The 25096-nt window shown below is 72.9% G+C and carries 19 protein-coding genes, 1 pseudogene and 1 riboswitch; of the genes and pseudogenes, 5 read left to right on the forward strand and 15 right to left on the reverse strand.

Going from position 1 to position 25096, the window contains the following annotated elements:
- Positions 1-93: 93 nt before the first annotated feature.
- The 3 genes and pseudogenes from AB0K09_RS04030 to AB0K09_RS04040 all read right to left on the reverse strand — a co-directional run.
- Positions 94-915, reverse strand: a pseudogene (locus AB0K09_RS04030) (nucleotide pyrophosphatase/phosphodiesterase family protein); the annotation flags it as partial.
- Positions 915-1502, reverse strand: a complete 588-nt coding sequence (locus tag AB0K09_RS04035; RefSeq protein ID WP_366063677.1) for a DUF5998 family protein — start codon at positions 1500-1502, stop codon at positions 915-917. The pseudogene AB0K09_RS04030 and the gene AB0K09_RS04035, both read right to left, overlap by 1 nt.
- A gap of 88 nt (positions 1503-1590) precedes the next feature.
- Complete coding sequence (locus AB0K09_RS04040; protein ID WP_366063678.1) at positions 1591-4362, reverse strand: GNAT family N-acetyltransferase; 2772 nt, start codon at positions 4360-4362, stop codon at positions 1591-1593.
- A gap of 108 nt (positions 4363-4470) precedes the next feature.
- On the opposite strand from AB0K09_RS04040, the gene AB0K09_RS04045 reads away from it, so the two are divergent.
- On the forward strand, positions 4471-4752 hold the full coding sequence (locus tag AB0K09_RS04045; protein WP_366063679.1) for an HPr family phosphocarrier protein: 282 nt from the start codon (positions 4471-4473) through the stop codon (positions 4750-4752).
- 134 nt (positions 4753-4886) lie between these two features.
- On the opposite strand, the gene AB0K09_RS04050 is transcribed toward AB0K09_RS04045, so the two are convergent.
- The 4 genes from AB0K09_RS04050 to AB0K09_RS04065 all read right to left on the reverse strand — a co-directional run bounded on the left by AB0K09_RS04050 (position 4887) and on the right by AB0K09_RS04065 (position 9812).
- Positions 4887-5594: a GntR family transcriptional regulator gene (locus AB0K09_RS04050; protein WP_366063680.1), complete on the reverse strand. Its 708-nt coding sequence runs from the start codon at positions 5592-5594 to the stop codon at positions 4887-4889.
- A 203-nt stretch (positions 5595-5797) separates the two neighbouring features.
- Positions 5798-6601, reverse strand: coding sequence for a M23 family metallopeptidase (locus tag AB0K09_RS04055; protein WP_366063681.1), 804 nt, complete (start codon positions 6599-6601; stop codon positions 5798-5800).
- A gap of 14 nt (positions 6602-6615) precedes the next feature.
- Positions 6616-6774, reverse strand: a riboswitch (cyclic di-AMP (ydaO/yuaA leader).
- A 204-nt stretch (positions 6775-6978) separates the two neighbouring features.
- Positions 6979-8361 carry a pitrilysin family protein gene (locus AB0K09_RS04060; protein WP_366063724.1) on the reverse strand — a complete coding sequence of 461 codons (1383 nt, stop codon included), beginning with the start codon at positions 8359-8361 and terminating at the stop codon, positions 6979-6981.
- 59 nt (positions 8362-8420) lie between these two features.
- Positions 8421-9812 (reverse strand): pitrilysin family protein, encoded by a 1392-nt coding sequence (locus AB0K09_RS04065; RefSeq protein WP_366063725.1) that lies wholly within the window; start codon positions 9810-9812, stop codon positions 8421-8423.
- A 302-nt stretch (positions 9813-10114) separates the two neighbouring features.
- Between AB0K09_RS04065 and AB0K09_RS04070 the strand changes: the two genes are divergently transcribed.
- Entirely contained in the window at positions 10115-12574 is a 2460-nt protein-coding gene (locus AB0K09_RS04070; RefSeq protein WP_366063682.1) for a DNA topoisomerase IV subunit A, read from the forward strand.
- 24 nt (positions 12575-12598) lie between these two features.
- On the opposite strand, the gene AB0K09_RS04075 is transcribed toward AB0K09_RS04070, so the two are convergent.
- Positions 12599-13702, reverse strand: coding sequence for a CobW family GTP-binding protein (locus tag AB0K09_RS04075; protein WP_366063683.1), 1104 nt, complete (start codon positions 13700-13702; stop codon positions 12599-12601).
- A 169-nt stretch (positions 13703-13871) separates the two neighbouring features.
- Here AB0K09_RS04075 and AB0K09_RS04080 point away from each other — a divergent pair, with 169 nt between their 5' ends.
- The gene (locus AB0K09_RS04080; protein ID WP_366063684.1) at positions 13872-14786 is read left to right on the forward strand and encodes a sucrase ferredoxin; all 915 of its coding nucleotides are present in this window, start codon (positions 13872-13874) and stop codon (positions 14784-14786) included.
- Here the strand turns inward: AB0K09_RS04080 and AB0K09_RS04085 are convergent.
- The 3 genes from AB0K09_RS04085 to AB0K09_RS04095 form a co-directional block, all read right to left on the reverse strand.
- A complete protein-coding gene (locus AB0K09_RS04085) occupies positions 14764-15840 on the reverse strand; it encodes an ABC transporter substrate-binding protein (protein WP_366063685.1) in 1077 nt (358 codons plus the stop codon). The genes AB0K09_RS04080 and AB0K09_RS04085 overlap by 23 nt on opposite strands.
- A 61-nt stretch (positions 15841-15901) precedes the next feature.
- On the reverse strand, positions 15902-16723 hold the full coding sequence (locus AB0K09_RS04090; protein WP_366063726.1) for an ABC transporter permease: 822 nt from the start codon (positions 16721-16723) through the stop codon (positions 15902-15904).
- Between the two features lie 46 nt (positions 16724-16769).
- Positions 16770-17612 carry an ABC transporter ATP-binding protein gene (locus tag AB0K09_RS04095; protein ID WP_366063686.1) on the reverse strand — a complete coding sequence of 281 codons (843 nt, stop codon included), beginning with the start codon at positions 17610-17612 and terminating at the stop codon, positions 16770-16772.
- Positions 17613-17910: 298 nt separating this feature from the next.
- Here AB0K09_RS04095 and AB0K09_RS04100 point away from each other — a divergent pair, with 298 nt between their 5' ends.
- Together AB0K09_RS04100 and AB0K09_RS04105 are read left to right on the forward strand one after the other, a co-directional pair.
- Positions 17911-19530 (forward strand): sensor histidine kinase, encoded by a 1620-nt coding sequence (locus AB0K09_RS04100; protein WP_366063688.1) that lies wholly within the window; start codon positions 17911-17913, stop codon positions 19528-19530.
- The gene (locus tag AB0K09_RS04105; RefSeq protein WP_366063690.1) at positions 19527-20210 is read left to right on the forward strand and encodes a response regulator; all 684 of its coding nucleotides are present in this window, start codon (positions 19527-19529) and stop codon (positions 20208-20210) included. Before AB0K09_RS04100 ends, AB0K09_RS04105 begins: the two co-directional genes overlap by 4 nt.
- A 63-nt stretch (positions 20211-20273) precedes the next feature.
- Here the strand turns inward: AB0K09_RS04105 and AB0K09_RS04110 are convergent, their stop codons facing one another.
- From AB0K09_RS04110 to AB0K09_RS04125, 4 genes are all read right to left on the reverse strand, one after another.
- The gene (locus AB0K09_RS04110) at positions 20274-21005 is read right to left on the reverse strand and encodes a response regulator transcription factor (protein WP_366063727.1); all 732 of its coding nucleotides are present in this window, start codon (positions 21003-21005) and stop codon (positions 20274-20276) included.
- A gap of 26 nt (positions 21006-21031) precedes the next feature.
- Positions 21032-22195, reverse strand: a complete 1164-nt coding sequence (locus AB0K09_RS04115; protein ID WP_366063729.1) for a histidine kinase — start codon at positions 22193-22195, stop codon at positions 21032-21034.
- A gap of 55 nt (positions 22196-22250) precedes the next feature.
- Positions 22251-22739: a DUF1453 domain-containing protein gene (locus tag AB0K09_RS04120; RefSeq protein WP_366063692.1), complete on the reverse strand. Its 489-nt coding sequence runs from the start codon at positions 22737-22739 to the stop codon at positions 22251-22253.
- Positions 22740-22942: 203 nt separating this feature from the next.
- Positions 22943-25063, reverse strand: a complete 2121-nt coding sequence (locus AB0K09_RS04125; RefSeq protein ID WP_366063694.1) for a DNA topoisomerase IV subunit B — start codon at positions 25061-25063, stop codon at positions 22943-22945.
- Positions 25064-25096 lie beyond the last annotated feature (33 nt).

Here is a 25096-nt window from a genome sequence, read left to right on the forward strand (position 1 = left end):
GGCGGCCGGTGTGGCTCCAGGAGGTGGGGGCGCCGTCACCGCACGTGCCGCCCGAGCGGGCGGCGGCGTTCACCGAGGCCACGCTCTCCCACGTATGCCGTGGTCGGCGGTGACGTAGAGCACCGAGCGGGGCGGCAGCTGCTCGGCGAGCCGCTGGGCGAGCAGGTCGACGTACATCAACTGCCCGCGCCACTCCTCGGAGTCGACGCCGAACCGGTGGCCCTTGCCGTCGACCTCGCTGTAGTACGTGTAGACGAGCGAGCGGTCGGCGCCGGCGAGGCGCTCGGCGGCGAAGTCCATCCGCTCCTCGCCGGACAGCCGGCCGTGGAACGTGCCGCCGCTCAGCGCGATCTTCGTGAGCGGGGTGTGCTCGAAGTCGGGCGCGGTGACCTGGCAGGTGTCGACGCCGGCCGCATCGGCGAGCTGGAAGACCGTGGGGTACGGCTGCCAGGCGTGCGGATCGGTCCACGGGCGCCAGCGCAGCTGGTTCATCAGCTCGCCGGTCGCCGGGTCGACGACCATGTAGCCGGGCAGCCCGTGGGCGCCGGGCGGCAGGCCGGTGCCGACCGAGGCGAGCGAGGTCGCGGTCGTCGACGGGAAGCCGGCGGTCATCGGCGTGCCGGTGCCGTTCATGGAGCTCGGCAGCAGGGAGTGCAGGAACGGCGCCTCGGCCGGGTGGGCGCGCACCAGCTCCCAGCCCAGGCCGTCGATCAGGAAGACGCAGACCCGGTCCGCGGGCGCCAGCTCCAGGCCGGAGGTGAGGCCCGGTACGCCCATGCCGGCCGCGACGGCGGGCAGCAGATCGGCGAGTGATCCGGTGCCGTAGCGGGGCAGTGGGGCGGTGCGGGGGTCGAGCGGGACCGGCTCGTGCCAGGCGGAGCCTGCGGCCGGCCGGCCGAGGGAGGAACCGGACATCAGCGGCCGGTCACCGCGGTCGCCTCGGAGAGCGCCTGGGCGAAGGCGAGGGTCTGGCGGACCGTGTCGGGCCCGTCCCCGGCCTCGCTGACCCGCAGGCTCAGGTCGTCCGCGGTGAGCGGGCCGGTGTAGCCGTGGTTGGCGTCGCAGTTCGGGTCGCCGCAGGCGGCGGGCTCCAGGTCGATGCGGGAGACGGCGCCCCAGCCGATGTTGAGCACGACCTCGCGGGGCAGCGTGCCCGGCGTGTACGACTCGGGGTTGGCGACGACGCGGCTGAGCACGACGGAGGAGATCCGCTCCAGCTTCACGGACTCCGTGGAGGTCGTGGCGTACGGAGAGGGCGAGGTGTCGTCGGCGGCCTGCTCGTCGGTGTGGCTGACGATGAAGCGGGAGCCCGTCAGCACGAGGACGGTCACATGGCGGCGCACCTCGTTGGCGTCGAAGGTCGTCTCCTGGTGCACCAGGTACGCGGCGACCGGCTCACCGCCCACGGCGGCCTCCACCGCCTCGGCCACGAGGGCCGGGTAGTAGCCACTGCGCTCGATGGCCGCGCGCAGCCCCTGGGTCGTCGTACCGGTCTTCGCCATGGCCCCTATCCTACGGGGCCCACGCCCCCCGGCCTGCGGCCCGCACCCGACCACTGCCCGGAACCCGGCGTTCCCCCTCCGTGCCCGGTCAGTACCGCGGCAGCGGCAGGCTGCGGGGGCCCAGGTCGGTTCTGGGCGGGGGCGGGGCCAGGCGCAGGGACGCGCCCAGGACGTGGACGCCGTGGGGCGCGACGATCACGGGTTCGAGGTCGGCGCCGACCACCTCGGGATGATCGTCGACCAGCCGGGACAGCCGCAGCAGCAGCTCTTCGAGCGCCGGGGTGTCCACGGGCGTCGAGCCGCGCCAGCCGAAGAGGAGCGGCGCGGTCCTGATCGAGCGGATGAGTCCGGCGGCGTCGCGGTCGGTGACCGGGACGAGCCGGTGCGCGGTGTCGCCCAGCAGCAGGGACGGCGCGCCGGCCAGGCCGAAGGAGAGCACCGCGCCGGCGGCCGGGTCGATGGCGGCCCGGACGACGGTGTCGACGCCGCGCGGCGCCATCGACTGCACGACGAGCCGCGTCTCGGAGGGCTTGCCGAGCAGCTCGGTCAGTTCGGCGTAGGCCCGGCGCAGTTCCGTCTCGCCGCCGAGGTCGAGCCGGACGCCGCCGAGGTCGGCGCGGTGGCGCAGGTGCGAGGCGGTGGGCTTGAGGGCGACGGGGAAGCCGAGCCGGCGCGCGGCGCGCACGGCGCTGTCCGGGTCGGGCGCCGGCAGCGCGGGCAGGACGGCGATGCCGTACCGCGCGAGCAGCCGCTGGGTGTCGGCGGAGGACAGCGTCACCGCGCGCGGCCGGCCCGCGACGCCGGCGCCGTCCGCGCCGTGGGCCTTCAGCAGGACGTCGATGTCGGCCGCGGCCCCGGCCTCGTCGATGTCCTCGTACTCGGGCACCCGCCCGGGCTCGGCGGCCTGCCGCCGCCACTCCGCGTACCGGACGGCCTCGGCCAGGGCGCGCACGGCCCGCTCGGCGGCGGGGAAGGCGGGGATGCCCCGGGAGCCCGCGGCCAGCGCCTCGCCGAGGCCGGGGATCTCCAGGTGCACGACCGCGACCGGCTTGGCCGTGCCCCCGTTCGCCTCCGCCGCCGACCCGGCCGCCGCGCGCAGCGCCCCGGCGAGGTCGGCGGCGGTGGCGTCGCCCACCCAGGGGATGGCCGTGACGACGACCGCGTCGCAGGCGGGGTCCGCGAGGGCCTCGGCGAGGGCCGCCCGGAAGTCCTCCGGTGTGGCGGCGGTGGTCAGGTCGCGCGGGGGAAGCGGCCGCAGGCGGTCGGTGAGGCAGGCGTCGTAGGTGAGGAGGGCGAGGGACTCGGAGTTGCCGAGGATGGCCACGCGGGGCCCGGCGGGCAGCGGCTGGGAGGCGAGCAGCAGCCCGGTGTCGGCCAGCTCGGTGACCGTGTCGACGCGGATGACGCCGGCCTGCCGCAGCAGGTCGGAGACGGTGGCGTCGGGGATGCGGGGCGTGGGCACGGCGTGTCCGGCGGGCGCGGCGGCGGCGCCGTGCCGGGCGCCCTTGACGACGACGACCGGCTTGCGGGCGGCCGTGCGCCGTGCCAGACGCGTGAACTTGCGCGGGTTGCCGATGGACTCCAGGTACATCACGGCGACGTCGGTATCCGGGTCGTCGTGCCAGAGCTGGAGGAAGTCGTTGCCGGAGACGTCGGCGCGGTTGCCGGCGGAGACGAAGGTGGAGACGCCCACGAGCCCGGCGGCGCGCCGGTGGAGCCCGCCGAGCAGGGCGATACCGATGGCGCCGGACTGGCTGAACAGCCCGATCCGCCCGGTGGCCGGCAGCTCGGGCGAGAGCGAGGCGTTGAGCCGGACCCCGGGGGCGGTGTTGACGATGCCGAAGGCGTTGGGCCCGATGAGCCGCATGCCGTACGAGCGGGCCTGCCGGACCAGCTCGCGCTGGCGCTCGCGGCCCTCGGCCCCGCTCTCGGCGTAGCCGGCGGAGAGCACGACGAGCCCCTGGACACCGTGCTCACCGCAGTCGGCGACCACGGACGGCACGTGCTCGGCGGGTACGGCGACGACGGCCAGGTCGACGGGTTCGGGGACGCCGAGGACGGAGCGGTGGGCGGGGACGCCCTCGGGCTCCAGCCGCGAAAGCCCCTCGGGGAACGCCTTGTTCACGGCGTACACCCGCCCGGTGAAGCCGCCGGCGAGCAGATTGCGGAGCACCGTGCGCCCCATGCCGCCGGGCTCGCGGCCGGCCCCCACGACGGCGACGGAGCCGGGGGCGAGCAGGCGCTGGACGGAGCGGGCCTCGGCGCGCTGTTCGCGGGCCCGCTGGACGGCGAGGGACCGGTCGGTCGGTTCGAGGTCGAGTTCGAGGCGGACGACGCCGTCCTCGAAGCTGCGCTTCTGGGTGTAGCCCGCGTCCGTGAAGACCTTGATCATTTTGGTGTTGGCGGGCAGCACCTCGGCGGCGAAGCGCCGGATCGAGCGTTCCCGGGCGACGGCCGCGATGTGCTCCAGGAGGGCGGAGGCGACGCCCCGGCCCTGGTGGGCGTCCTGGACGAGGAAGGCGACCTCCGCCTCGTCGGCCGGGAGGGAGGCGGGCAGGCCGCGGCCGTCGATGCGGTCGTAGCGGACCGTGGCGATGAACTCGCCGGCGACCGTGGCGGCCAGCCCCACCCGGTCGACGTAGTCGTGGTGGGTGAAGCGGTGCACGTCCCGGTCGGAGAGGCGCGGATAAGGGGCGAAGAATCGGTAGAACTTGGACTCGTCCGAGACCTGTTCATAGAAGTCGACCAGACGCCGCGCGTCGTCCGGCGTGATCGGACGGATCTGTGCGATGCCTCCGTCGCGCAGCACGACATCGGCTTCCCAGTGGGTCGGATACGCGTGCTCGGACGGCGTCTGCATGGGGCCAGCGTACGGCCGGGCGTCGGCGGCCCGTCCGCCGCGCACGGGCACCGCCGACCGCGTGCCACAATGGTCTAGACAACCCATCGCGACTTGAAGGGCAACACCATGGCTGAGCGCCGCGTAAACGTCGGCTGGGCCGAGGGCCTGCACGCCCGCCCGGCGTCGATCTTCGTCCGTGCGGCGACCGCCGCCGGCGTCCCCATGACGATCGCCAAGGCCGGCGGCAACCCCGTCAACGCCGGCTCCATGCTGGCCGTGCTGGGCCTGGGTGCCCAGGGTGGCGAGGAGATCGTCCTGGCGTCCGACGCCGAGGGCGCCGAGGCCGCGCTCGACCGTCTGGCCAAGCTGGTCGCCGAGGGGCTCGAGGAGCTTCCGGAGACGGTCTGATCTCCGGGACGGCCCCCCTCACCTGATGCGAGGGGTGCGTGCCGTGCGCGGGCCGGGCGGCTCGCGCACGGCACCGGCCGGGTACCGCCACGAATTCCCGGCCGCTCCTTTCCCCAATTCATAGCGCGCCCTTGTTAAGAGGGTGCGCTCGCCGTGTTTACAGAACGTTTCGGCCCGCTCCCGCGCGCGGGCGGTTCCGGTCGCCGGAGCCGGAATTCACCGGGCGACCGGTGGGCGCGGGCGGCGGCGAGAAACCGGGCGCGCTCCGCGTCGCGCCGGGCGACCGCGTCCACGAGGGCGCCGCAGGCCTCCCAGTCCGCCACCGGCCGCGCCGACTGCTCGCCCCCGTACACCCAGGTGATCTTGCGGCGGAGCTGGGTGAGGAGCGCGGCGAGGCTGGGGCTGCCGGAGGCCTGCGCGAGGGTCTCGTCGAACCAGTCGCCCAGGGGGCGCAGCTCGCCCGTACGGCCGCCGCGCGCCCGGTCCTGCCCGAGCCGCACCAGTCCGCGCAGGACCTTCAGATGCGCCTCGGTGCGCCGCTGCGCGGCGCGCGCGGCGCCCAGCGGCTCCAGCAGGGCGCGCACGTCCAGTAGGTCGGCCGCCTCCTGCTCGGTGGGCTCGGCGACGCAGGCGCCGGCGTGCCGGCGGGTGACGACGAAGCCCTCGGAGGCGAGGGTGCGCAGGGCCTCCCGGACGGGTACGCGGGAGACGCCGTAGCGGCGGGCGAGGAGTTCCTCGATGAGCCGGGCGCCGGGCGGGAACACCCCGGAGACGATGTCGTCGCGGATGGCCGTGCAGACGGCGTGCGTGGAAATGCGGCGGCCGTCGGACTTCGTTTCCACGGTTTCCACCGCTTCCACCCCTTCAGCTCCGGCGCTCACGCCGTCACTCACTTCGGCGCCCGTGCGCCGAACTCTATGGCAATCGCGTCCGGTTTCCGATGGCACCGGTGATTTCCTGCCTGTTTTTGGCCAGCCGGGCGCTCAGGGAAATGCGAAGGCCCCGGCCGGTGGCCGGGGCCTTGCGGGAATCCCTGGGGCGTGGGTCAGAGGCTGACGCCGTGTGCGCGCAGGTAGCTGACCGGGTCGATGTCGGAGCCGTAGGTCGGCGCCGTGCGGGCCTCGAAGTGCAGGTGCGGGCCGGTGACGTTGCCGGTGGCGCCGGAGAGGCCGATCTGCTGGCCGGCGGTGACGTGCTCGCCGACGGAGACGTCGATGGAGGAGAGGTGGCCGTACTGGGTGTAGGTGCCGTCGGCCATCTGGATGACGACGTTGTTGCCGTAGGCGCCGCCCCAGCCGGCCTCGACGATGGTGCCGGCGCCGACCGCGTGCACCGTGGTGCCGGACTCGGCGTGGAAGTCCACGCCGGTGTGACTGCCGGAGGACCACAGGCCGCTGGACGCCTTGTAGGCGGTCGAGACGTAGGAGCCGTCGATCGGCATCACGAAGGTGTTGAGGCGCTTGCGCTCGGCGTCACGGGCGGCGCGCTCCTTGGCGGCGCGCTCGGCCTCGGCCTTGCGGGCGGCCTCGTCGGCGCGCTGCTTGGCCTCGGCGGCCTTCTTCTTCGCGGTGGCCTCGGCCTGCATCCGGGCGTCCGCCTCGTCGGCGGCGCTGCGCTGGGTCTCCGCCTGGGCGTCGACGTTGCCGGCCACGACATCGCTCATCACGACGGCCTGGGTGAGACCGGTGTCCTCGGTGCGGTGCGGGTCGTCGCTGGCCGCGAGCGCGGGGGCGGCGAAGCCGGCCACGACGCCACCGGCGGTGAGGGTGGCTATACCCGCGATGTTGGCGCTGGTGCGCGCGGTACGGCTCGGACGACGGTGCTTCCCGGTGGGACGCGTGAACGCCATGTCTACGGCTGTTCCTTTCCTTCCTTCTCGCCTACCGGGTTAGCTGACGGGTTCGGAGCAGGAAGGTCTCCTACGGCCCCCTCCGGGGAGGGGCCCGATTCACCCCAGGGAAACGTGTGGTTCCCCGGCTCCCCTCCGGCTCGCACCGTACGGGGACTCGGCGATGGCTGCCCGGGGCCGCGGTTGCGGCTCCTGTCTGACGGACTGCCGCCCTGACGCTAATGGTCGTCAGATTCGAACGGCAAACAGAAGTGAGCTTTTATGACGTACGCCACATCGCCAACATGCAACCACTCCGCCAAACGGACAAAAGGGAGGCGCAGGGGACCCGTTGGTCCCCCACGCCTCCCGGACGCCACGGTGGCGCTGAGCTCCCGTCAGGAGGGGATGACCGTCACCTCGCCGATACCGAGGGCCTTGACGGGCTCCTCGATCTGCGCGGCGTCACCGACGAGAACGGTGACCAGCCGGTCGGCGGGGAAGGCGTTGACGACGGCCGCGGTGGCCTCGACCGTGCCGGTCTCGGCGAGCCGCTCGTACAGCCATGCCTGGTAGTCGTCGGGGAGGTGCTGTTCGACCTGGTCGGCGAGCGTGCCCGCGACGGCCGCCGCCGTCTCGTACTTGAGCGGGGCGACGCCGACGAGATTCTGCACGGCGACGTCGCGCTCGGACTCCGTGAGGCCCTCGGCGGCGAGGGTGTGCAGCACCTGCCAGAGGTCCTTCAGGGCGGGGCCGGTGGAGGCGGTGTCGACCGAGCCGCTGATGGCCAGCATCGCGGCGCCCTCACCCGGGCCCGCGGGGGACGGCGGGCCGGAGCGCAGCACCTGGCCGAAGGCCCGCACGCCGTAGGTGTAGCCCTTCTCCTCGCGCAGGACGCGGTCCAGTCGGGAGGTGAGGGTGCCGCCCAGGCAGTAGGTGCCGAGCACCTGGGCGGGCCAGACGCGGTCGTGCCGGTCGGCGCCGATGCGGCCGAGGAGCAGCTGGGTCTGGACGGCGCCGGGGCGGTCGACGATGACGACGCGGCCGGTGTCGTCGGCGGTGATGGGCGGTACGGGCCGGGGCTCGGCGGCGGTGCCGCTCCAGGCGCCGAGGGTCTCGGCCAGGGCGTGGTCGAGGTCGACGCCGGTGAAGTCGCCGACGACCACCGCGGTCGCGGTGGCGGGGCGGACGTGCGCCTCGTAGAAGGCCCGGACGGCGGCGGCGTCGATGCGTTCGACGGTCTCCTGGGTGCCCTGGCGGGGGCGGGACATCCGGGAGTCGGCCGGGAAGAGCTCGGCGGAGAGCGCCATGGCCGCGCGGCGGGCCGGGTTGGCCAGCTCGTGCGGGATCTCGTCGAGGCGGTTGCGGACGAGCCGTTCGACCTCGCCCTCGGGGAAGGCGGGGGCGCGCAGGGCGTCGGCGAGCAGGCCCAGCGCCCGGGTCAGCCGGGAGGCGGGCACCTCCAGGGAGAGCCGCACGCCGGGGTGGTCGGCGTGGGCGTCGAGGGTGGCGCCGCAGCGCTCGAGCTCGGCGGTGAAGTCCTCGGCGCTGAGCTTGTCGGTGCCCTCGGAGAAGGCGCGGGCCATGATCGTGGCCACACCGTCGAGGCCCTGCGGCTCGGCCTCCAGGGGGGCGGCGAGGCTGACCTCGACGGCGACGACCTGCTGGCCCGGGCGGTGGCAGCGCAGCACGGTCAGACCGTTGGGCAGCTTGCCGCGCTCGGGGGCGGGGAAGGCCCAGGGGCTGGCCGTGCCGGGCTTGGGCTGGGGGTGGAAATCCATGCCGGGCCCGGCGAGCCCGGTGTCCGTGGGGTCGGTGGTGCCGGCGGCTACGGCGTCGCTCACTGGGCCGTCTCGCTTTCCGTTGCGTTCTGTGCGTTCTCGTCGGCGCCGGTGGCGCTGCCGGTGCCCGGCCCGTCGGCCTCGGGGGCCTCGGGGGCGGTCGGCTCGTAGACCAGCACGGCCCGGTTCTCGGGGTGCAGCCGGGCCTTGGCGACCGCCTGCACCTCCTCGGGGGTGACCTCCAGGACGCGCTGGACGGCGGTGAGGGCCAGCTGCGGGTCTCCGAAGAGCACGGCGAAGCGGCACAGTTCGTCGGCCCGGCCACTGACGGTGGCGAGCCGGTCCAGCCACTCGCGCTCCAGCTGGGCCTGGGCGCGCTCCATCTCCTGCGGGGTCGGGCCCTCCAGGGCGAAGCGGGCCAGCTCCTCGTCCACGGCGGCCTCGATGTCCGCCACCTCCGCGCCGCCGGACGCCTTCACGTCCAGCCAGCCGAGGGAGGGCGCGCCGGCCAGGCGCAGCAGGCCGAAGCCGGCGGCGACCGCGGTCCGGTCGTGGCGCACCAGGCGGTTGTGCAGACGGGAGGACTCGCCGCCGCCGAGGATGGTCAGCGCCAGGTCGGCGGCGTCGGACTCGCGGGTGCCGTCGTGGGGCAGGCGGTAGGCGGCCATCAGCGCGCGGGAGGGGACCTCCTCGCGGACGACCTGGCGCAGCTCGCCGCCCATGGTGTCCGGCAGGGCGCCGTCGCGCGGGGGCTGCTTGCCGTCGTGGGCGGGGATGGAGCCGAAGTACTTCTCGATCCAGGCGAGCGTCTGCTCCGGGTCGATGTCGCCGACCACGGCCAGGACGGCGTTGCCCGGGGCGTAGTACGTGCGGAAGAAGGCGCGCGCGTCCTCCAGGGAGGCGGCGTCCAGGTCGGCCATGGAGCCGATGGGGGTGTGGTGGTAGGGGTGGCCGTCGGGGAAGGACATCGCGGTCAGCTTCTCGAAGGCCGTGCCGTAGGGCACGTTGTCGTAGCGCTGGCGGCGCTCGTTCTTCACGACGTCGCGCTGGTTCTCCATGGACTCCTCGTCCAGGGCGACGAGCAGCGAGCCCATGCGGTCCGCCTCCAGCCACAGGGCCAGCTCGACCTGGTGGGCGGGCATGGTCTCGAAGTAGTTGGTGCGCTCGAAACTGGTCGTGCCGTTGAGCGAGCCGCCGGCGCCCTGCACCAGCTCGAAGTGGCCGTTGCCCTTGACCTGGGCCGAGCCCTGGAACATCAGGTGCTCGAAGAGGTGGGCGAGGCCCGTGCGGCCCTTGACCTCGTGGCGCGAGCCGACGTCGTACCAGAGGCAGACAGCCGCGACCGGGGTCAGATGATCCTCCGAGAGCACCACCCGCAGGCCGTTGGCCAGGCGGTGCTCCGTCGCTGTCAGGCCGCCGGAACCGGCCTGTTGCGTGGCCGTGTGACCCATGGGCATGTACGTCCCTTCGATCCCTCGTGTGTCTCGCGACTCCCCGCCGCGCCGCCGGGTGACGGCGCGCCGCGGGGCGCGTGATGAACAGTGCTGTCACTGTATGCAAGCGCGCCGACCTCGCGCGAAGTTCCCGTACCGCCAGGATCCGCCCGGACGGGTCGCGACCGGGTCGCGGCGGGGTCACTGTCGGGTCGCGGTCCGCGTTGTCGGTGGGGAGGTCCACAATGGTCCGCGTCAGACCCGACGCAGACCCGCCGCAGAGACCGCCTCGGCGATCGATCGAAGGAGCCGCAGCCGCGATGGCCCGCCGCAGCACGAAGACCCCGCCGCCGGAAGAGTTCGAGGAGCGCATCCTCGACATCGACGTCGTCGACGAGATGCAGGGCTCCTTCCTCGAGTACGCCTACTCGGTCATCTACTCGCGCGCCCTGCCCGACGCCCGGGACGGCCTCAAGCCCGTCCAGCGCCGGATCCTGTACCAGATGAACGAGATGGGGCTGCGCCCCGAGCGCGGCTACGTGAAGTGCGCCCGCGTCGTCGGCGAGGTGATGGGCAAGCTCCACCCGCACGGCGACGCCTCGATCTACGACGCCCTGGTGCGCATGGCCCAGCCGTTCTCGATGCGGCTGCCGCTGGTCGACGGCCACGGCAACTTCGGCTCCCTGGGCAACGACGACCCGCCCGCGGCCATGCGGTACACCGAGGCCCGGATGGCCGCGCCGACCGCGCTGATGACGGGCTCGATCGACGAGGACACGGTCGACTTCGCGCCGAACTACGACGGCAGCGAGCAGGAGCCCGTGGCGCTGCCCGCCGCCTACCCGAACCTGCTGGTCAACGGCGCGTCCGGGATCGCGGTCGGCATGGCGACCAACATGCCGCCGCACAATCTGGGCGAGGTGATCGCCGCCGCCCGGCACCTGATCCGGCACCCGGGCGCCGACCTCGACACCCTGATGAAGTACGTCCCCGGCCCCGACCTGCCGACGGGCGGCCGGATCGTGGGCCTGAGCGGCATCCGTGACGCGTACGAGACCGGGCGCGGCACCTTCAAGATGCGTGCCACCGTCTCCGTGGAGAACGTCACGGCCCGCCGCAAGGGCCTGGTCGTGACCGAACTGCCCTTCACGGTCGGCCCGGAGAAGGTGATCTCCAAGATCAAGGACCTGGTCGGCTCGAAGAAGCTGCAGGGCATCGCCGATGTGAAGGACCTCACCGACCGGGCCCACGGCCTGCGGCTGGTCATCGAGGTGAAGAACGGCTTCAACCCCGAGGCCGTGCTGGAGCAGCTCTACAAGCTGACGCCGATGGAGGAGTCCTTCGGCATCAACAACGTCGCGCTGGTGGACGGCCAGCCGCTGACGCTGGGCCTGAAGGAGCTGCTGGAGGTCTACGTCGACCACCGCTTCGAGGTGGTGCGCCGGCGCAGCGAGTTCCGGCGGACCAAGCGGCGGGACCGGCTGCACCTCGTCGAGGGCCTGCTGGTGGCCCTCGTCGACATCGACGAGGTCATCCGAATCATTCGATCGAGTGAGAACGCCGCGGAGGCCAAGGCGTCACTCGTCGAGCGGTTCTCGCTCTCCGAGGTGCAGACGCAGTACATCCTCGACACTCCCCTGCGCCGGCTGACGAAGTTCGACCGGGTCGAGCTGGAGACCGAGCGCGACAGGCTCACCCGGGAGATCGAGGAGCTGACCCGGATCCTGGAGTCCGACGCGGAGCTGCGGAAGCTGGTCTCCTCGGAACTGGCCGAGGTGGCGAAGAAGTTCGGCACCGACCGGCGCACGGTGCTGCTGGAGTCGGCGGGCGCGCCGGTGACGGCGATGCCGCTGCAGGTCGCGGACGACCCGTGCCGGGTGCTGCTCTCCTCCACCGGGCTGCTGGCCCGTACCGCCAGCGCGGAGCCGCTCGCGGAGACCGGCGAGGAGGGCGCGCGCCGGGTCAAGCACGATGTGATCGTCTCGGCCGTGCCGGCCACCGCGCGCGGCGCGGTCGGCGTGGTGACCTCGACCGGGCGGCTGCTGCGGCTGCCGGTGATCGACCTTCCGCAGCTGCCGGAGACGGCGTCGGCGCCCAGCCTCGCGGGCGGGGCGCCGCTGCGGGAGTTCCTGTCGCTTGCCGACGACGAGCGGGTGGTGTGCCTGACCACGCTGGACGAGTCCTCGCCGGGGCTCGCGATCGGCACGGAGCAGGGCGTGGTCAAGCGCGTCGTCCCGGACTACCCGGCGAACAAGGACGAGCTGGAGGTCATCACGCTCAAGGACGGCGACAGCATCGTCGGCGCGGTCGAACTGCGCACCGGTGAGGAGGACCTGGTGTTCCTCACCGACGACGCACAGCTGCTGCGCTATCCGGCGGCGCAGGTGCGGCCGCAGGGCCGTCCGGCGGGCGGCATGGCCGGCATCAAGCTGTCCTCGGGGGCGAAGGTGATCTCCTTCACGGCCGTCGACCCGGCGGCGGACGCCGTCGTGGTGACCGTGGCCGGTGCCCGGGGAGCCCTGCCGGGCTCGGCGGGGTCGACGGCGAAGGCGACGCCGTTCGACCAGTACCCGCGCAAGGGCCGGGCCACGGGCGGCGTGCGCTGCCACCGGTTCCTCAAGGGCGAGGACTGCCTGATCCTGGCCTGGGCGGGGCCGACGCCGGCCCGCGCCGCCCAGCCCAACGGCACCCCGGCGGCGCTGCCGGAGCCGGACCCGCGCCGCGACGGCTCGGGCACGCCGCTGGACAAGCCGATCGCGACGGTCGCCGGACCGGTGTAGGCGGGCGGTACAGGCCGCGGCCCCTCAGCCCTGCGCGTACCGCAGGACGCCCCACATGCTGTGTTCGTCGGCGTCCTGCGGTGCGGTCTGCCGGCAGGCGTCGAGCCCGTCCCGCAGGGCCCGGGCGTCGACCCCGCTGCCGATCATGACGAGCTGGGTGACGCGCTTCTCCGAGCGCGCCCACGGCGAGCGGTAGAAGCGCAGGAAGTCGCCGACGGCGTGCAGGGTGAACTTCTGCCGGTGCCCGGCGACGCCGAAATGGACGAAGCCCTTGATCCGGTAGAGCCCCGGCGGCCGGTTGTCGAGGAAGTCCATCAGCCGGCGCGGGTGCAGGGGCTCCTCGGAGACGAACTCCACGCTCTCGTAGGCGGCGTGGAGATGCCCGTCGTGGGCGCGCCCGTCGTGGTCGTGGTCGTCGTCGGCGTGGTCGTCGTCGGCGTGGTCGTCGTCGGCGTGGTCGTCGTCGGCGGTGCAGAGGTCCTCGAAGGACAGCTGGCGCACCGCCTCCAGGTGGTCCTCGCGCGGCTTGCGGTCGAAGAGCAGTTCCGGGTCGACGCGGCCGTAGGAGGCGGCGACGACCGGGGTCCCGGGGGCCAGCTCGGTGAGGGTCGCCATGAGTTCCCCGCGGGTCTCGTCGGCGACCCGGTCGGCCTTGTTGAGGACGACGAGGTCGGCGATGCGCACGTGCCGGTCGAGCTCGGGGTGGCGGGCGCGGGTGCGGGGGAACTCGGCCGCGTCGATCACCTCGACGAGCCCGCCGTAGACGATGTTCGTGTTCTCGCTGGCGAGGATCATGCGGATGAGCTCCTGCGGCTCCGCGAGCCCGCTGGCCTCGACGACGATGACGTCGATGCGGGCCGCCGGGCGGGCCAGCCGGTCCAGGAAGCCGTCCAGCTCGCTGGTGTCGACGGCACAGCACAGACAGCCGTTGCCCAGGGAGACCATGGAGTCGACCTGCCCGGCGACGCTCATGGCGTCGATCTCTATGCTGCCGAAGTCGTTGACCACGGCGCCGATCCGGCTGCCCCCGCTCCTGGCGAGCAGATGGTTGAGCAGGGTGGTCTTCCCCGAACCGAGGAAGCCCGCCAGCACGATGACCGGGATCTGTCGCTTGGCGGGCTTCGCCATGGGGCTGCCTCCATCGTCGTACGCCGCGGCGGTCGGGGGCACCTTCCAGCGGTGGCTGGAGGGCTCCGGGTCGGGGGGCGTACCAGGATAGAGGTGGCCCGGATCGTGTCGTGGAGGTCACCCGGGCTCCCGGTGCACGATCACCGTGAGTCAGGTTAGGCTCACCTACGTGAGCACGTGCGCGACCGCTTCCCGTGATCTGACCGAACCGCTGGCCGGCACCGCCGCCATCGCACGGACCTGGCTGCTGATCGAACAGCCCGGCCCGTGGGGAGCCGACGCGCTCACCTCCAGCCACCTCGCCCCCGCCGCCGGCCGGGCGCTGCAGGAGGCCGCCGAGGGCACCGGCGTCCGGATCGCCCTCATCCGCCGCCCGGGCCGGCACGCCGACTGCCACGGGCCGGCGACGCACCGCGTCTTCGCCGCCCACACCGCGCCGGGGCGCTCCTGGATCCGTACGGCCGAGATCACCGACCCCGCGGGCCTGGCCACCGGGCTGGACTTCGCCGCGCTGGGCGCGGGCGAGCACGGCGGGCTGTGGGAACCGTACGAAGGCGATCCGTTCGCCCTGGTGTGCACCAACGGCAAGCGGGACCGCTGCTGCGCCCTGCTCGGCCGGCCGCTCGCCGCGGAACTGGCCGCCTCGGGGGACATGGAGGTGTGGGAGGTCACCCACATCGGCGGCCACCGGTTCGCGCCGACGCTGTTCGTGCTGCCGTACGGCTACGCCTACGGCCGGGCCACCGCGCACGGTGTGAAGGACGTGGTGGAGGCCGCGCGGGACGGCCGCGTGGTGACGGGCAATTGCCGGGGCCGCTCGGCGTGGGAGCGGCCCGCCCAGGCGGCCGAGCTGGCGGTCCGGGAGCTGACCGGCGAGGAGGGCGCGGACGCCCTGGACGTCGTCGGGACCGAGGGGGCGGCGCCGCTGTGGAGCGTGACCGTCGCGCACCGGGACGGCCGCTCCTGGCGGGTGGACGTCCGGCAGGGTGCCGAGCAGCCGCCGCGTCCGGAGAGCTGCGGCAGGGCGCCGGCCACCCCGGCCCGGATGGACGTCCTGTCCGTCAGCCCTTGTTCGCCTTCCTGACGAACTCGGTGGTGTAGGTCTTCTCCAGGTCCACCGTGGCGTTCTTCAGCTCCGGGTTGAAGGCCTTGAGGACGTCGTGGACGGTCCGCGGGCCGTCGGGGGGCATCACACCGTCCTTGGTGAACATCGGCAGCGTGCTCGCGACCGCGCGCGTGTAGAGCTCCTTGCCGCCCTTGGCGTAGTCGGGCGGCATCTCGTCGGCGATCTGCTCGGCCGAGTGCTCGGACATCCATTTCAGCGTTCTGACCATGGCGTTGGCCAGCTTTTGCACGGTGTCCTTGTGCCCCTCGACCCAGCTGGTGTTCATGTAGAGGCTGGAGGCGGGGTAGAGCCCCCCGAGCGCGGCCCGCGCCCCCTCCGGGGTACGCATGTCGACGAGCACCTTGCCGAGGTCCTTGGAGAGGATCTGGGCGACGGTGGGGTCGGTGGTCATGCCGCCGTCGATGGAGCCGTTCTCCAGGGCGGAGACGAAGGTCTGGCCGGCGCCGACGGCGACGGGCGTGAAGTCGCTGGTCTTCACACCGTTCTTCACCGCGAGGTACTTCGTCAGGAAGTCGGTGGAGGATCCCAGTCCGGTGACCCCGAGCTTCTTGCCCTTGAAGTCCTTGGGCGAACCGACGTCGGCGGCCGCCTTCTTGGAGACGATCTCGACCTCGCCGGGCGTCTGGGCGAGCTGGACCACGGACTCCACCTGCTTGCCCTTGACCTGAAGATCGAGCGTGTGGTCGTAGAAGCCGACCACGCCCTGGACATCGCCGGAGACGAGGGCGGTGGTCGCCTGTACGCCGGCCGGCTCGGTGAGCAGCTTGACCGAGACGCCCTCCTTGTCGAAGTAGCCCAGTCGCTGCGTGAGGACGACCGGCAAGTAGATGACCTTGTCCAGGCCACCGACCATGATCTTGACCTGTTCGCCCTCCAGGGCCGCCTCGCCACCGGAGCGCGAGCCGGAGGCCGACACCTCGTCGGCGCAGCCGGCGAGGGCGAGGCACATCACCCCGGCGACGGCGGCGGCGGTGGCCTTGGCGAGCGTACGGGGTCTGCCGAATGGTCGCATCGTCGTTCCTTACGGTGTGAGATCGGGGGGTGTGCGAGTGGGGTGGGGGAAAAGCGCCTGGTCAGTGGTCGGAGCCGGGCGCGCCGGGCTTCCAGCGGAAGAGGCGCCGCTCCAGGAAGGTCAGGACGCCCTCCGCGAGCAGGGCGACGACGGCGAGGATGACCATGGCGGCGTAGACGCCGGCCGAGTTGAGCGCGCCCTGGGAGACCGAGACGAGCAGGCCGATGCCCCTGTCCGCGCCGATGTACTCGCCGACGATGGCGCCGATGAGCGCGAAGCCGAAGCTCACATGCAGGCTGGTGAAGATCCAGGAGGTGGCGGCGGGGATGACCACCTGCAGGGTCACCTGCCGGTTGCTCGCGCCCAGGACACGGGCGTTGGCGATCAGGTTGCGGTCGACCTCGCGCACGCCCTGGAAGGCGTTGAAGAAGACGGGGAAGAAGACGAGCACGACCGCCGCGGCGACCTTGGAGGCCGGCCCCAGACCGAACATCAGGAGGAAGATCGGCGCGAGGACGATGCGGGGCAGGGCGTTGAGCACCTTGATGTACGGGCCCAGGACGTCGGCGAGGAAGCGGATCCGGCCCAGCAGGATGCCCAGCACCACGCCGCCCGCCACGCCCGCGACCCAGCCGAGCAGCGCCTCGTAGAGCGTGACCCAGACCTGCTCGCCCAGGGATCCCTGGGCGGTGCCGTGCAGCGTCCACTGGGCGAGCTGGTCCCAGATCTTCGACGGCATCGAGAAGTTGAACGGGTCGATGACCTTGGCGCGGGACAGCGCCTCCCACGCCCCCAGCAGCGCGGCCAGCAGCAGCACACGTGCGGCGAGGACGAGCAGCTTGCGCTTGCGGGTGGCACGGGCGCGAGCCTCCGTACGCCCCATGCCTGCCTTGCGCAGGGCGGAAGGCGCCCCCACGGACTCCGCGGACTCAAGCGACACGGGAGGCACCCCTCTCACGGGTGATGCGGACTTCCTCGCCGAGGGAGGACCAGATCTCGCGGTAGATCTCGATGAACTCCGGCCGCAGCCGCACGGACTCGACCTTGCGCGGCCGGGGCAGGTCGATCGGGAAGACCTGCTTGACGGTGGCCGGTCCCGCCGTCATCACCACGACCTTGTCGGCCAGGGCGATGGCCTCCTCCAGGTCGTGCGTGACGAACACGACGGACGCGGAGGTCCCGCCGGTTGGTGCCCCGCTCCACAGTTCCAGCAGCTCGTCGGACATCAGGGCCCGGGTCTGCACGTCGAGGGCCGAGAACGGCTCGTCCATCAGCAGGATCGCGGGGTCGTTGACGAAGGTCTGGGCGAGCGCCACGCGCTTGCGCTGCCCGCCGGAGAGCTGGTGCGGGTAGCGGTCGGCGAAGGCCGCGAGGCCCACCCGGCCCAGCCAGTCGCGGGCCCGTTCCCTGGCCTCTGCCTTGGGCACGCCGCGGAACCGCGGTCCGGCCATGACGTTGGACAGCACGGTGCGCCAGGGGAAGACGGCGTCCTGCTGGAAGACGAAGCCGACCTCCGGCCGGATGCCGGTCACCGGCCGGCCGTCGACGAGCACCTCGCCCTCGGTGGGCTCCTCGAGCCCGCTCACCAGGGTGAGGGTCGTGGACTTGCCGCATCCGGTCGGGCCGACGACCGCCACGAACTCGCCCCTGCCGACGGTGAGATCGAGATCGCGCACGGCCACGTGCCGGGCTCCCGAGGGTGTACGGAACTCCTTGCCGGCTCCGCGCAACTCGATCGCCGGGGCACCGCCGGGTGGGTTGCCGCTGTTCATCCGTCCGCCTCTCGCCACGGGCCGTCCTGCCCCGCGTCGCAGGTGCGGGGTGATCGGTGCTGGAGGCTAGGAGGGACCCACGACGCGGGGGCAGCCTTGTGAGCGCTGTGCGGGTTGAGCGCACAAAGCTCGTTCTGCGCATTCTGCTCACGGGGTTCCGGACGCCGCGTCTCCCGTTTCGGCAACGAAAGTGACACAAGGGGTGGGGCAACCGGTCCGATACGGCTACGTTCTGTTCACACACACGTCGGAACGAGCGATCGCCGGATGGGGAGGTATCGCAACGAAAGGGTCAGTCATGCGTCCCCGTTGGCCCCGCCGGGTCTTCGCCCACGTCCTCTCCGTCCAGCTGCTGATCACCACCGGCGTCACCGCGCTGGCCGCGGGCCTCTTCCTCGCGCCCCTCGGCGACCAGCTGGACGACCAGGCCATGCGCCGGGCGCTGGCGATCGCCCAGGCGACGGCGGCGCAGCCGGGCATCGCGCACGACGTGCTGGCCGGACGCCCGGATCCGGACGGCCCGGTGCAGGCAGCCGCCGAACGCATCCGCCTCGCCACGGGCGCCAGTTATGTCGTGGTGGTCGACACACGGGGAATCCGCTACTCCCACACCACCCCGGCGCAGATCGGCCGGCACGTCAGCACGGACCCGGGTCCGGCCCTGGCGGGCCGCGAGTGGACCGGCATCGAGGACGGCACCCTCGGCCGCTCCGCACGCGGCAAGGTGCCCCTGCGCGACGGCGAGGGCGCCGTGGTCGGCGCGGTCTCGGTGGGCATCGCCTACGACAGCGTGCGCGGCGTCCTGCTGCACGCCCTGCCGGACGTCCTGATGTACGCCGGAGCGGCACTCGCGGCCGGGGCCTTGGCCTCGTTCGCCGTCTCCTGGCGGCTGCGCAGACGCACCCACGGCATCGAACTCTCGGAGATCTCGGCACTGTTGGAGGAACGGGAGGCCATGCTGCACGGCATCCGCGAGGGCGTCGTCGCCCTCGACCGGCGCGGACACGTACGCCTGGTCAACGACGCGGCGCGGCGGCTGCTGGGGCTGGGCCCGGACGCCGTGGGGCGGCCCCTGGAGGCGCTGCTGCCGGCGGGCCGGCTCACGGACGTGCTCACCGGCCGGGCGGCCGGCGCGGACCTGCTCACCGTGTGGGGCGGGCGGGTGCTGGTCGCCAACCGGATGGACACCGCCGACGGCGGCACCGTGGCGACCCTGCGCGACCGCACCGAGCTGGAGCAGCTCGGGCGGGAACTGGACGGCACCCGGGGGCTCACGGAGGCACTGCGCGCCCAGGACCACGAGCACGCCAACCGCATGCACACCATCGTCGGCCTGCTCGAACTGGGCCTGTACGAGGAGGCGGTGGACTTCGTCGCGGAGGTCACCGGCGCGCACCGGGCGACGGCCGAGCAGGTCACCGAGCGGGTGCACGAACCGCTCGTCAGCGCGCTGCTGGTGGGCAAGAGCGCGGTGGCCGCGGAACGGGGGGCGGCCCTGCGGGTGAGCGAACGCACCTGTCTGCCCGATCGCGTCGTCGACCCCCGCGACCTGGTGACCGTGCTCGGCAACCTCGTCGACAACGCCCTCGACGCCGCCTGCGCCCACAGCCGGCGCGCGGCGTCCACCGAGCCGTGGGTCGAGGTGGAACTGCGGGCCGTGGACAGCACGGTCGTCCTGCGGGTCTCGGACAACGGGCCGGGCGTGCCGGCCGACGCCCGGGAGCTGGTGTTCGCCGACGGCTGGTCCACCAAGGAACCGGCCGGGCACCGCCCGCGCGGCCTCGGCCTGCCCCTCGTCCGGCGGCTGGCGGAACGCTACGGCGGCGCGGCCCGGGTGGGCGAACGCGACGGTGGAGGCGCGGTGTTCACGGTGGAGCTGCCGGAGGCGCTGCGACTGCTCGAAGGAGTGAACCGATGATCGATGTCCTGGTGGTGGACGACGACTTCCGCGTCGCCGAGATCAACGCCGCCTATGTGTCCCGGGTTTCCGGCTTCCGGGTCCGCGCCACGGCGCACTCCGCCGCCCAGGCCCTGGCGCTCCTGGAACGCGAGCCGGTGGACCTGATGCTGCTCGACCACTATCTGCCCGACGAGAGCGGTCTCTCCCTGGTCCGCCGCATCCGCCAGCTGGGCCACCACACCGACGTCATCATGGTCACCGCCGCGCGTGACATCGCGACCGTGCGCACGGCGATGCGCTACGGCGCCCTCCAGTACCTGGTCAAACCGTTCGCCTTCCCCGGGCTGCGGGTGAAGCTGGAGGCGTACGCGCAGCTGCGCCGCACCCTGGAGGGCGCCCGGGAAGCCGAACAGGACGAGGTCGACCGGATCTTCGGCACCCTGCGCGCGGCCTCCGTCGCCCCTCCCCTGCCCAAGGGCCAGTCCGCGCCGACCGCCGACCTCATCCGCCGCGTGCTCGCGGACGCGGCCCGCCCCCTGTCCGCCCACGAGGTCGCCCAGCGCTCGGGCCTCAGCCGCTCCACGGCCCAGCGCTACCTCAAACGCCTGGAGGAGTCCGGCAGACTCAGACTCACCCTCCGCTACGGCGAGACCGGCCGCCCCGAACACCGCTACGCCTGGGCCGCCGGCCGCCCCTGACGCTCCCGCCACGCCCCGCGGTCCTCCCTCTCCGCCGAATTCACCCCATCGAGTGGGAGCACGTCATGTGACGGAGCCGTCCGGCGGCTGCGCGATGCCGTGCCGGTAGGCGTACCGCACGGCCTGGGCACGATCGCGGACCCCGGTCTTGGCGAAGAGATTGTTGATGTGCGTCTTCACCGTCGCGGTGCTCACATGCAGCCGGCGGGCGATCTCCCCGTTCGACAGACCGTCGGCGACCAGGGACAGCACCTCCGCCTCACGGGCCGTCAGGCCGTCCGGCAGCTCGCGCGGCGCCGCCGGGCCGGCGGCCGACTGCTCGGCCACGGGCGCGGCCAGCCGCTCCAGCAGCCGCAGTTGGATCCTGGGCGACAGCCCCGCCTCCCCCGACATCACCTGCTCCACCGCCCGGAGGATCTCCTCCCCGCCGGCGTCCTTGGTGAGGTAACCGCGCGCCCCGGCCCGCAGCGCCGGGAAGAGGGAGTCGTCGTCGGCATAGGTGGTGAGCACCACGACCTGGGTGCCCGGATACTCGGACCGGATGCGCCGCGTGGCCTCGGCGCCGTCGCAGCGCGGCATCCTCAGGTCCATCAGCACCACGTCCGGGGCGTGTTCGGCGACCAGCCGGACCGCCTCCAGACCGTCGGCGGCCGCCCCCACGACCTCGATGCCGGGCAGCAGCCCGAGCAGCATCACGATGCCCTCGCGCACCACCGTCTGGTCATCCGCCACCACCACGCGCGCGGCCCTGCGGCCGGCCTTCCCCCGGCCGTCGGGCCCGCTCCCCGCGGGCAGCTCCTCGGCACTGCCGGCGCCGCCTGTCACGCGGGCACCCTCAGACGCACCACAAATCCCTCCCGATCATCTCCGGCCGGTCCGGCCTCCAGGGTGCCGCCGAGGAGTTCGGCGCGCTCCCGCATCCCGAGCAGACCGTACCCGGCGCCGGAGGCCGCCAGTCCGCTCACCGGCGCCCGTGCCCCGCCGTCCCGCACCCACAGCTCCACCTCACCGTCCAGATAGGCGAATCCCATCTCCACCCGTGCACCGGGGGCGTGCTTGCGGACGTTGGTCAGGGCCTCCTGCGCCACCCGGCGCACGGCCAGACCTGCCTCGGCCGGCACCCGGCGCGGCTCCCCCGTCACCCGCAGCTCGGCCCCCTCCGAGGCCGCCACCTCCCGCAGGAAGTCCTCCACCTGCGCCATCTCTCCCCGCAGGGCGGACAGCGCCTGCCGGGTCTCGGCGAGACCCTCGCGCGCCATGCCCCGGGCCGCCGCCACCCGTTCCTGGATCCGCTGCCGGTCGGCCCCGCTCTCGATCAGCAGCCGCGCGGCCTCCAGGTGCACGAGCTGGGCGGACAGGCTGTGCGCCAGCACGTCGTGGATCTCCCGGGCGATCCTGGCCCGTTCGGCCAGGGCCGCCGATTCCGCCTCCGCCCGCCGCGCCGCCCGCTCCTGGGCCAGCAGCCGGAACCCGGCCCCCCGGGCCTCGTCGTCCAGCCGCAGGGAATACCCGATGATCACCACCAGCACGACCGAGACGACGACCCGCGTCGGCCGGTCCGCGCTCACCACCGCGTACGCGGCCATGGGGACCGCCGCGGCACCCAGGCCGTAGACCATGGGCAACCGCTCGACCGCGGTCGCGGCGGCGACGCACCACAGCCCCGCGGCCCCGGCGTGCGCGCCGGCCGCCTCGGCCCCCGCCCCCACTGCGCTCAGCACGCCCAGCAGCCCCAGGGAAAACCACAGCCGGTGGTCGAGCGTGGTGCGGAGATAACCGGCCACCGCGGCGGCGCAGATCGCGAATCCGGCGGCCAGGACGGCATAGCCCCAGCCGTGGATGACGTCGTCGCGTACGACGCTCCAGAGGAAGTACGCCACGAGGGCGGACCGGATCACCCAGCTCATGACGCGGCGGCGGCGCGGGACGCCGGCCTGGGTGAGCGCCTCACGGGCGGGCCATGCGGTCCAGTTCTCCAAGGGCACGGGCTTTTCCTCCACGACAGCGTTCACGCCGCCGCCCTCCACGTCGGCGTCGGGCTCAGCCACCGGCGGGGACGCCGTACGCCGGCTGCGCGTTCCGGGACCGGTGGACGATCAGTCCGGTGCGCGCGAGCAGCACTGCGGCCACGGTCAGCATCGCCGCCGACGAGTCCTGACGCACCCCGGCCAGCACGCCGACGCCGTACAGGCCGAGCCTCAGCACCATGCCCCCGGCCCATATCGCAGCCGTCGCCCTGCTTCCCGCGGCCCAGACCGTCCCGGAGGCGTCGGTCCATATTCGGGTGGTCCAGGCCCAGGCCGCCCCCGTCGCCAGCCCGGCCAGCACTCCGGCGGCCAGCAGCCCGGCGGAGGCCGCCGGGTGCGCGGAGTCGACCGGGGAGTGTTCCCGGACCGCCATGAAGACGAGCACGGCCGGCAGCACCCACCAGCTCCGGGCGTCGCCGGCGACCTTCTGCGGCCTCAGCTGGCGCGCCACCACGAGCACACAGACGGCGACGATCACCAGGACATCGACCGGACCGGACATGACGGAACCCCTCAGGAGCGTGGACGTGACCCGCGGGACGACGCGAGCGATGACACGTCCGACGCTACGGATCCGGCGGCCGGCCGGGATCGGAGCACGGGTGGGCTCCGGGTGGAGATCCGCTCTCCACCCGTGGGTGGAGAGCGGACCCCGCGAACCCCGCGAACCCGTCGGAGGCCGGCCGGAAGCCGGTCATGAACCGATCAGACGTCGATGCGCGAGCGGTCCAGCATCGCGGCCGAGTTGGTGATGAACTCCTTGCGCGGCGCCACCTCATTGCCCATCAGCAGGTCGAAGGTGCGCTCCGCCGCCTCCAGGTCGCTGATGTTGATCCGGCGCAGGGTCCGGTGACGCGGGTCCATCGTGGTCTCCGCGAGCTGGTCGGCGTCCATCTCGCCGAGGCCCTTGTAGCGCTGGATGCCGTCCTTGTAGCGGATGTTCTTGCGCTCCAGCTCCAGCAGCGTCTGCCGCAGCTCGTTGTCGGAGTAGGTGTAGATGTACTTGTCCTGCCCCTTCTTCGGGCTGATGAGCTCCACCCGGTGCAGCGGGGGCACGGCCGAGAAGACCCGGCCCTCCTCGACCATGGGCCGCATGTAGCGCTGGAAGAGCGTCAGCAGCAGGGTCCGGATGTGCGCACCGTCCACATCGGCGTCGGCCAGGAAGATGACCTTGCCGTAGCGCGCCGCGTCGATGTCGAAGGTCCGGCCGGACCCCGCTCCTATGACCTGGATGATCGCGCCGCACTCCGCGTTCTTGAGCATGTCGGAGACCGACGCCTTCTGAACGTTGAGAATCTTGCCGCGAATGGGCAGCAGCGCCTGGAACTCGGAGTTCCGCGCCAGCTTCGCCGTACCGAGCGCGGAGTCGCCCTCGACGATGAACAGCTCGCTGCGCTCGACGTCGTCGCTGCGGCAGTCGGCGAGCTTGGCCGGCAGCGAGGAGGACTCCAGGGCCGTCTTCCGGCGCTGCGCCTCCTTGTGCTGGCGGGCCGCGATGCGGGTCCGGGCCGCGGCGACGACCTTCTCCAGCACGGCACGCGCCTGCTGCTTGGCGTCCCGCTTGGTCGAACCGAGGAACGCCTTGAGCTCCTTGGCGACCACGTTGGCGACGATCCGCGAGGCGGCGGAGGTGCCCAGCACCTCCTTGGTCTGGCCCTCGAACTGCGGCTCGGCCAGCCGGACCGTCACGACCGCCGTGAGGCCCTCCATGGCGTCGTCCTTGACGACGTCGTCCTCGGCGACCCGCAGCAGCTTCGCCGAGCGCAGCGCCTCGTTGACGGTCCGGGTGATGGCCCGCTCGAAGCCGGTGACGTGGGTGCCGCCCTTGGGGGTGGCGATGATGTTGACGAACGACCTGACCGTGGAGTCGTAGCCGGTGCCCCAGCGCAGCGCGATGTCCACGCCGAGCTCGCGGGTGACCTCGGTGGGCGTCATGTGGCCGCGCTCGTCCAGGACCGGCACCGTCTCCTTGAACGTGCCGCTGCCGGTCAGCCGAAGGACGTCGCAGACGGCCTTGTCCTGGGCGAGGAACTCGCAGAACTCGCTGATGCCGCCGTCGAAGCGGAAGACCTCCTCGGTGGCGCCCTCGCCCTCGAGGCCGCGCTCGTCCCGGACGACGATCGTCAGCCCGGGCACGAGGAACGCCGTCTGCCGGGCGCGGGCGTGCAGCGTCTCCAGGGAGAGCTTGGCGTCCTTGAGGAAGATCTGCCGGTCCGCCCAGTAGCGGACGCGGGTGCCGGTACGGTTCTTGGCCACCTTCTTGCCCTTGAGCAGCCCGTTGGCGGGGTCGAAGGGCGCGTCGGGGCCGGACTCGGTGAAGATGCCGGGAACGCCCCGGCGGAAGCTGATCGAGTGGGTCCGGCTGTTGCGGTCGACCTCGACGTCGAGGCGGGAGGAGAGCGCGTTGACCACGGAGGCGCCGACGCCGTGCAGACCGCCGGAGGCGGCGTAGGAGCCACCGCCGAACTTGCCGCCCGCGTGCAGCTTGGTCATCACGACCTCGACGCCCGACAGACCCGTCTTGGGCTCCACGTCCACGGGGATGCCGCGGCCGTTGTCCCGTACCTCGACGGACCCGTCGTCGTGGAGGATCACCTCGATGTGGTCGCAGTACCCGCCGAGGGCCTCGTCGACGGCGTTGTCGATGATCTCCCAGAGGCAGTGCATCAGGCCGCGGCTGTCCGTGGAGCCGATGTACATGCCGGGGCGCTTGCGGACGGCTTCGAGGCCTTCGAGGACGAGCAGGTGCCGCGCGGTGTAGTTGGATCCGTCCCGGTCTGCCCCGGTCAGCAACGCAGTGGACGGCACGGACGTATCGGCGGTCACGCGGTTCGCTCCTCGCTGAATTTCTGGCTGGCC

It is taken from the genome of Streptomyces sp. NPDC049577 (assembly GCF_040675635.1).
Classification (GTDB): Bacteria; Actinomycetota; Actinomycetes; order Streptomycetales; family Streptomycetaceae; genus Streptomyces.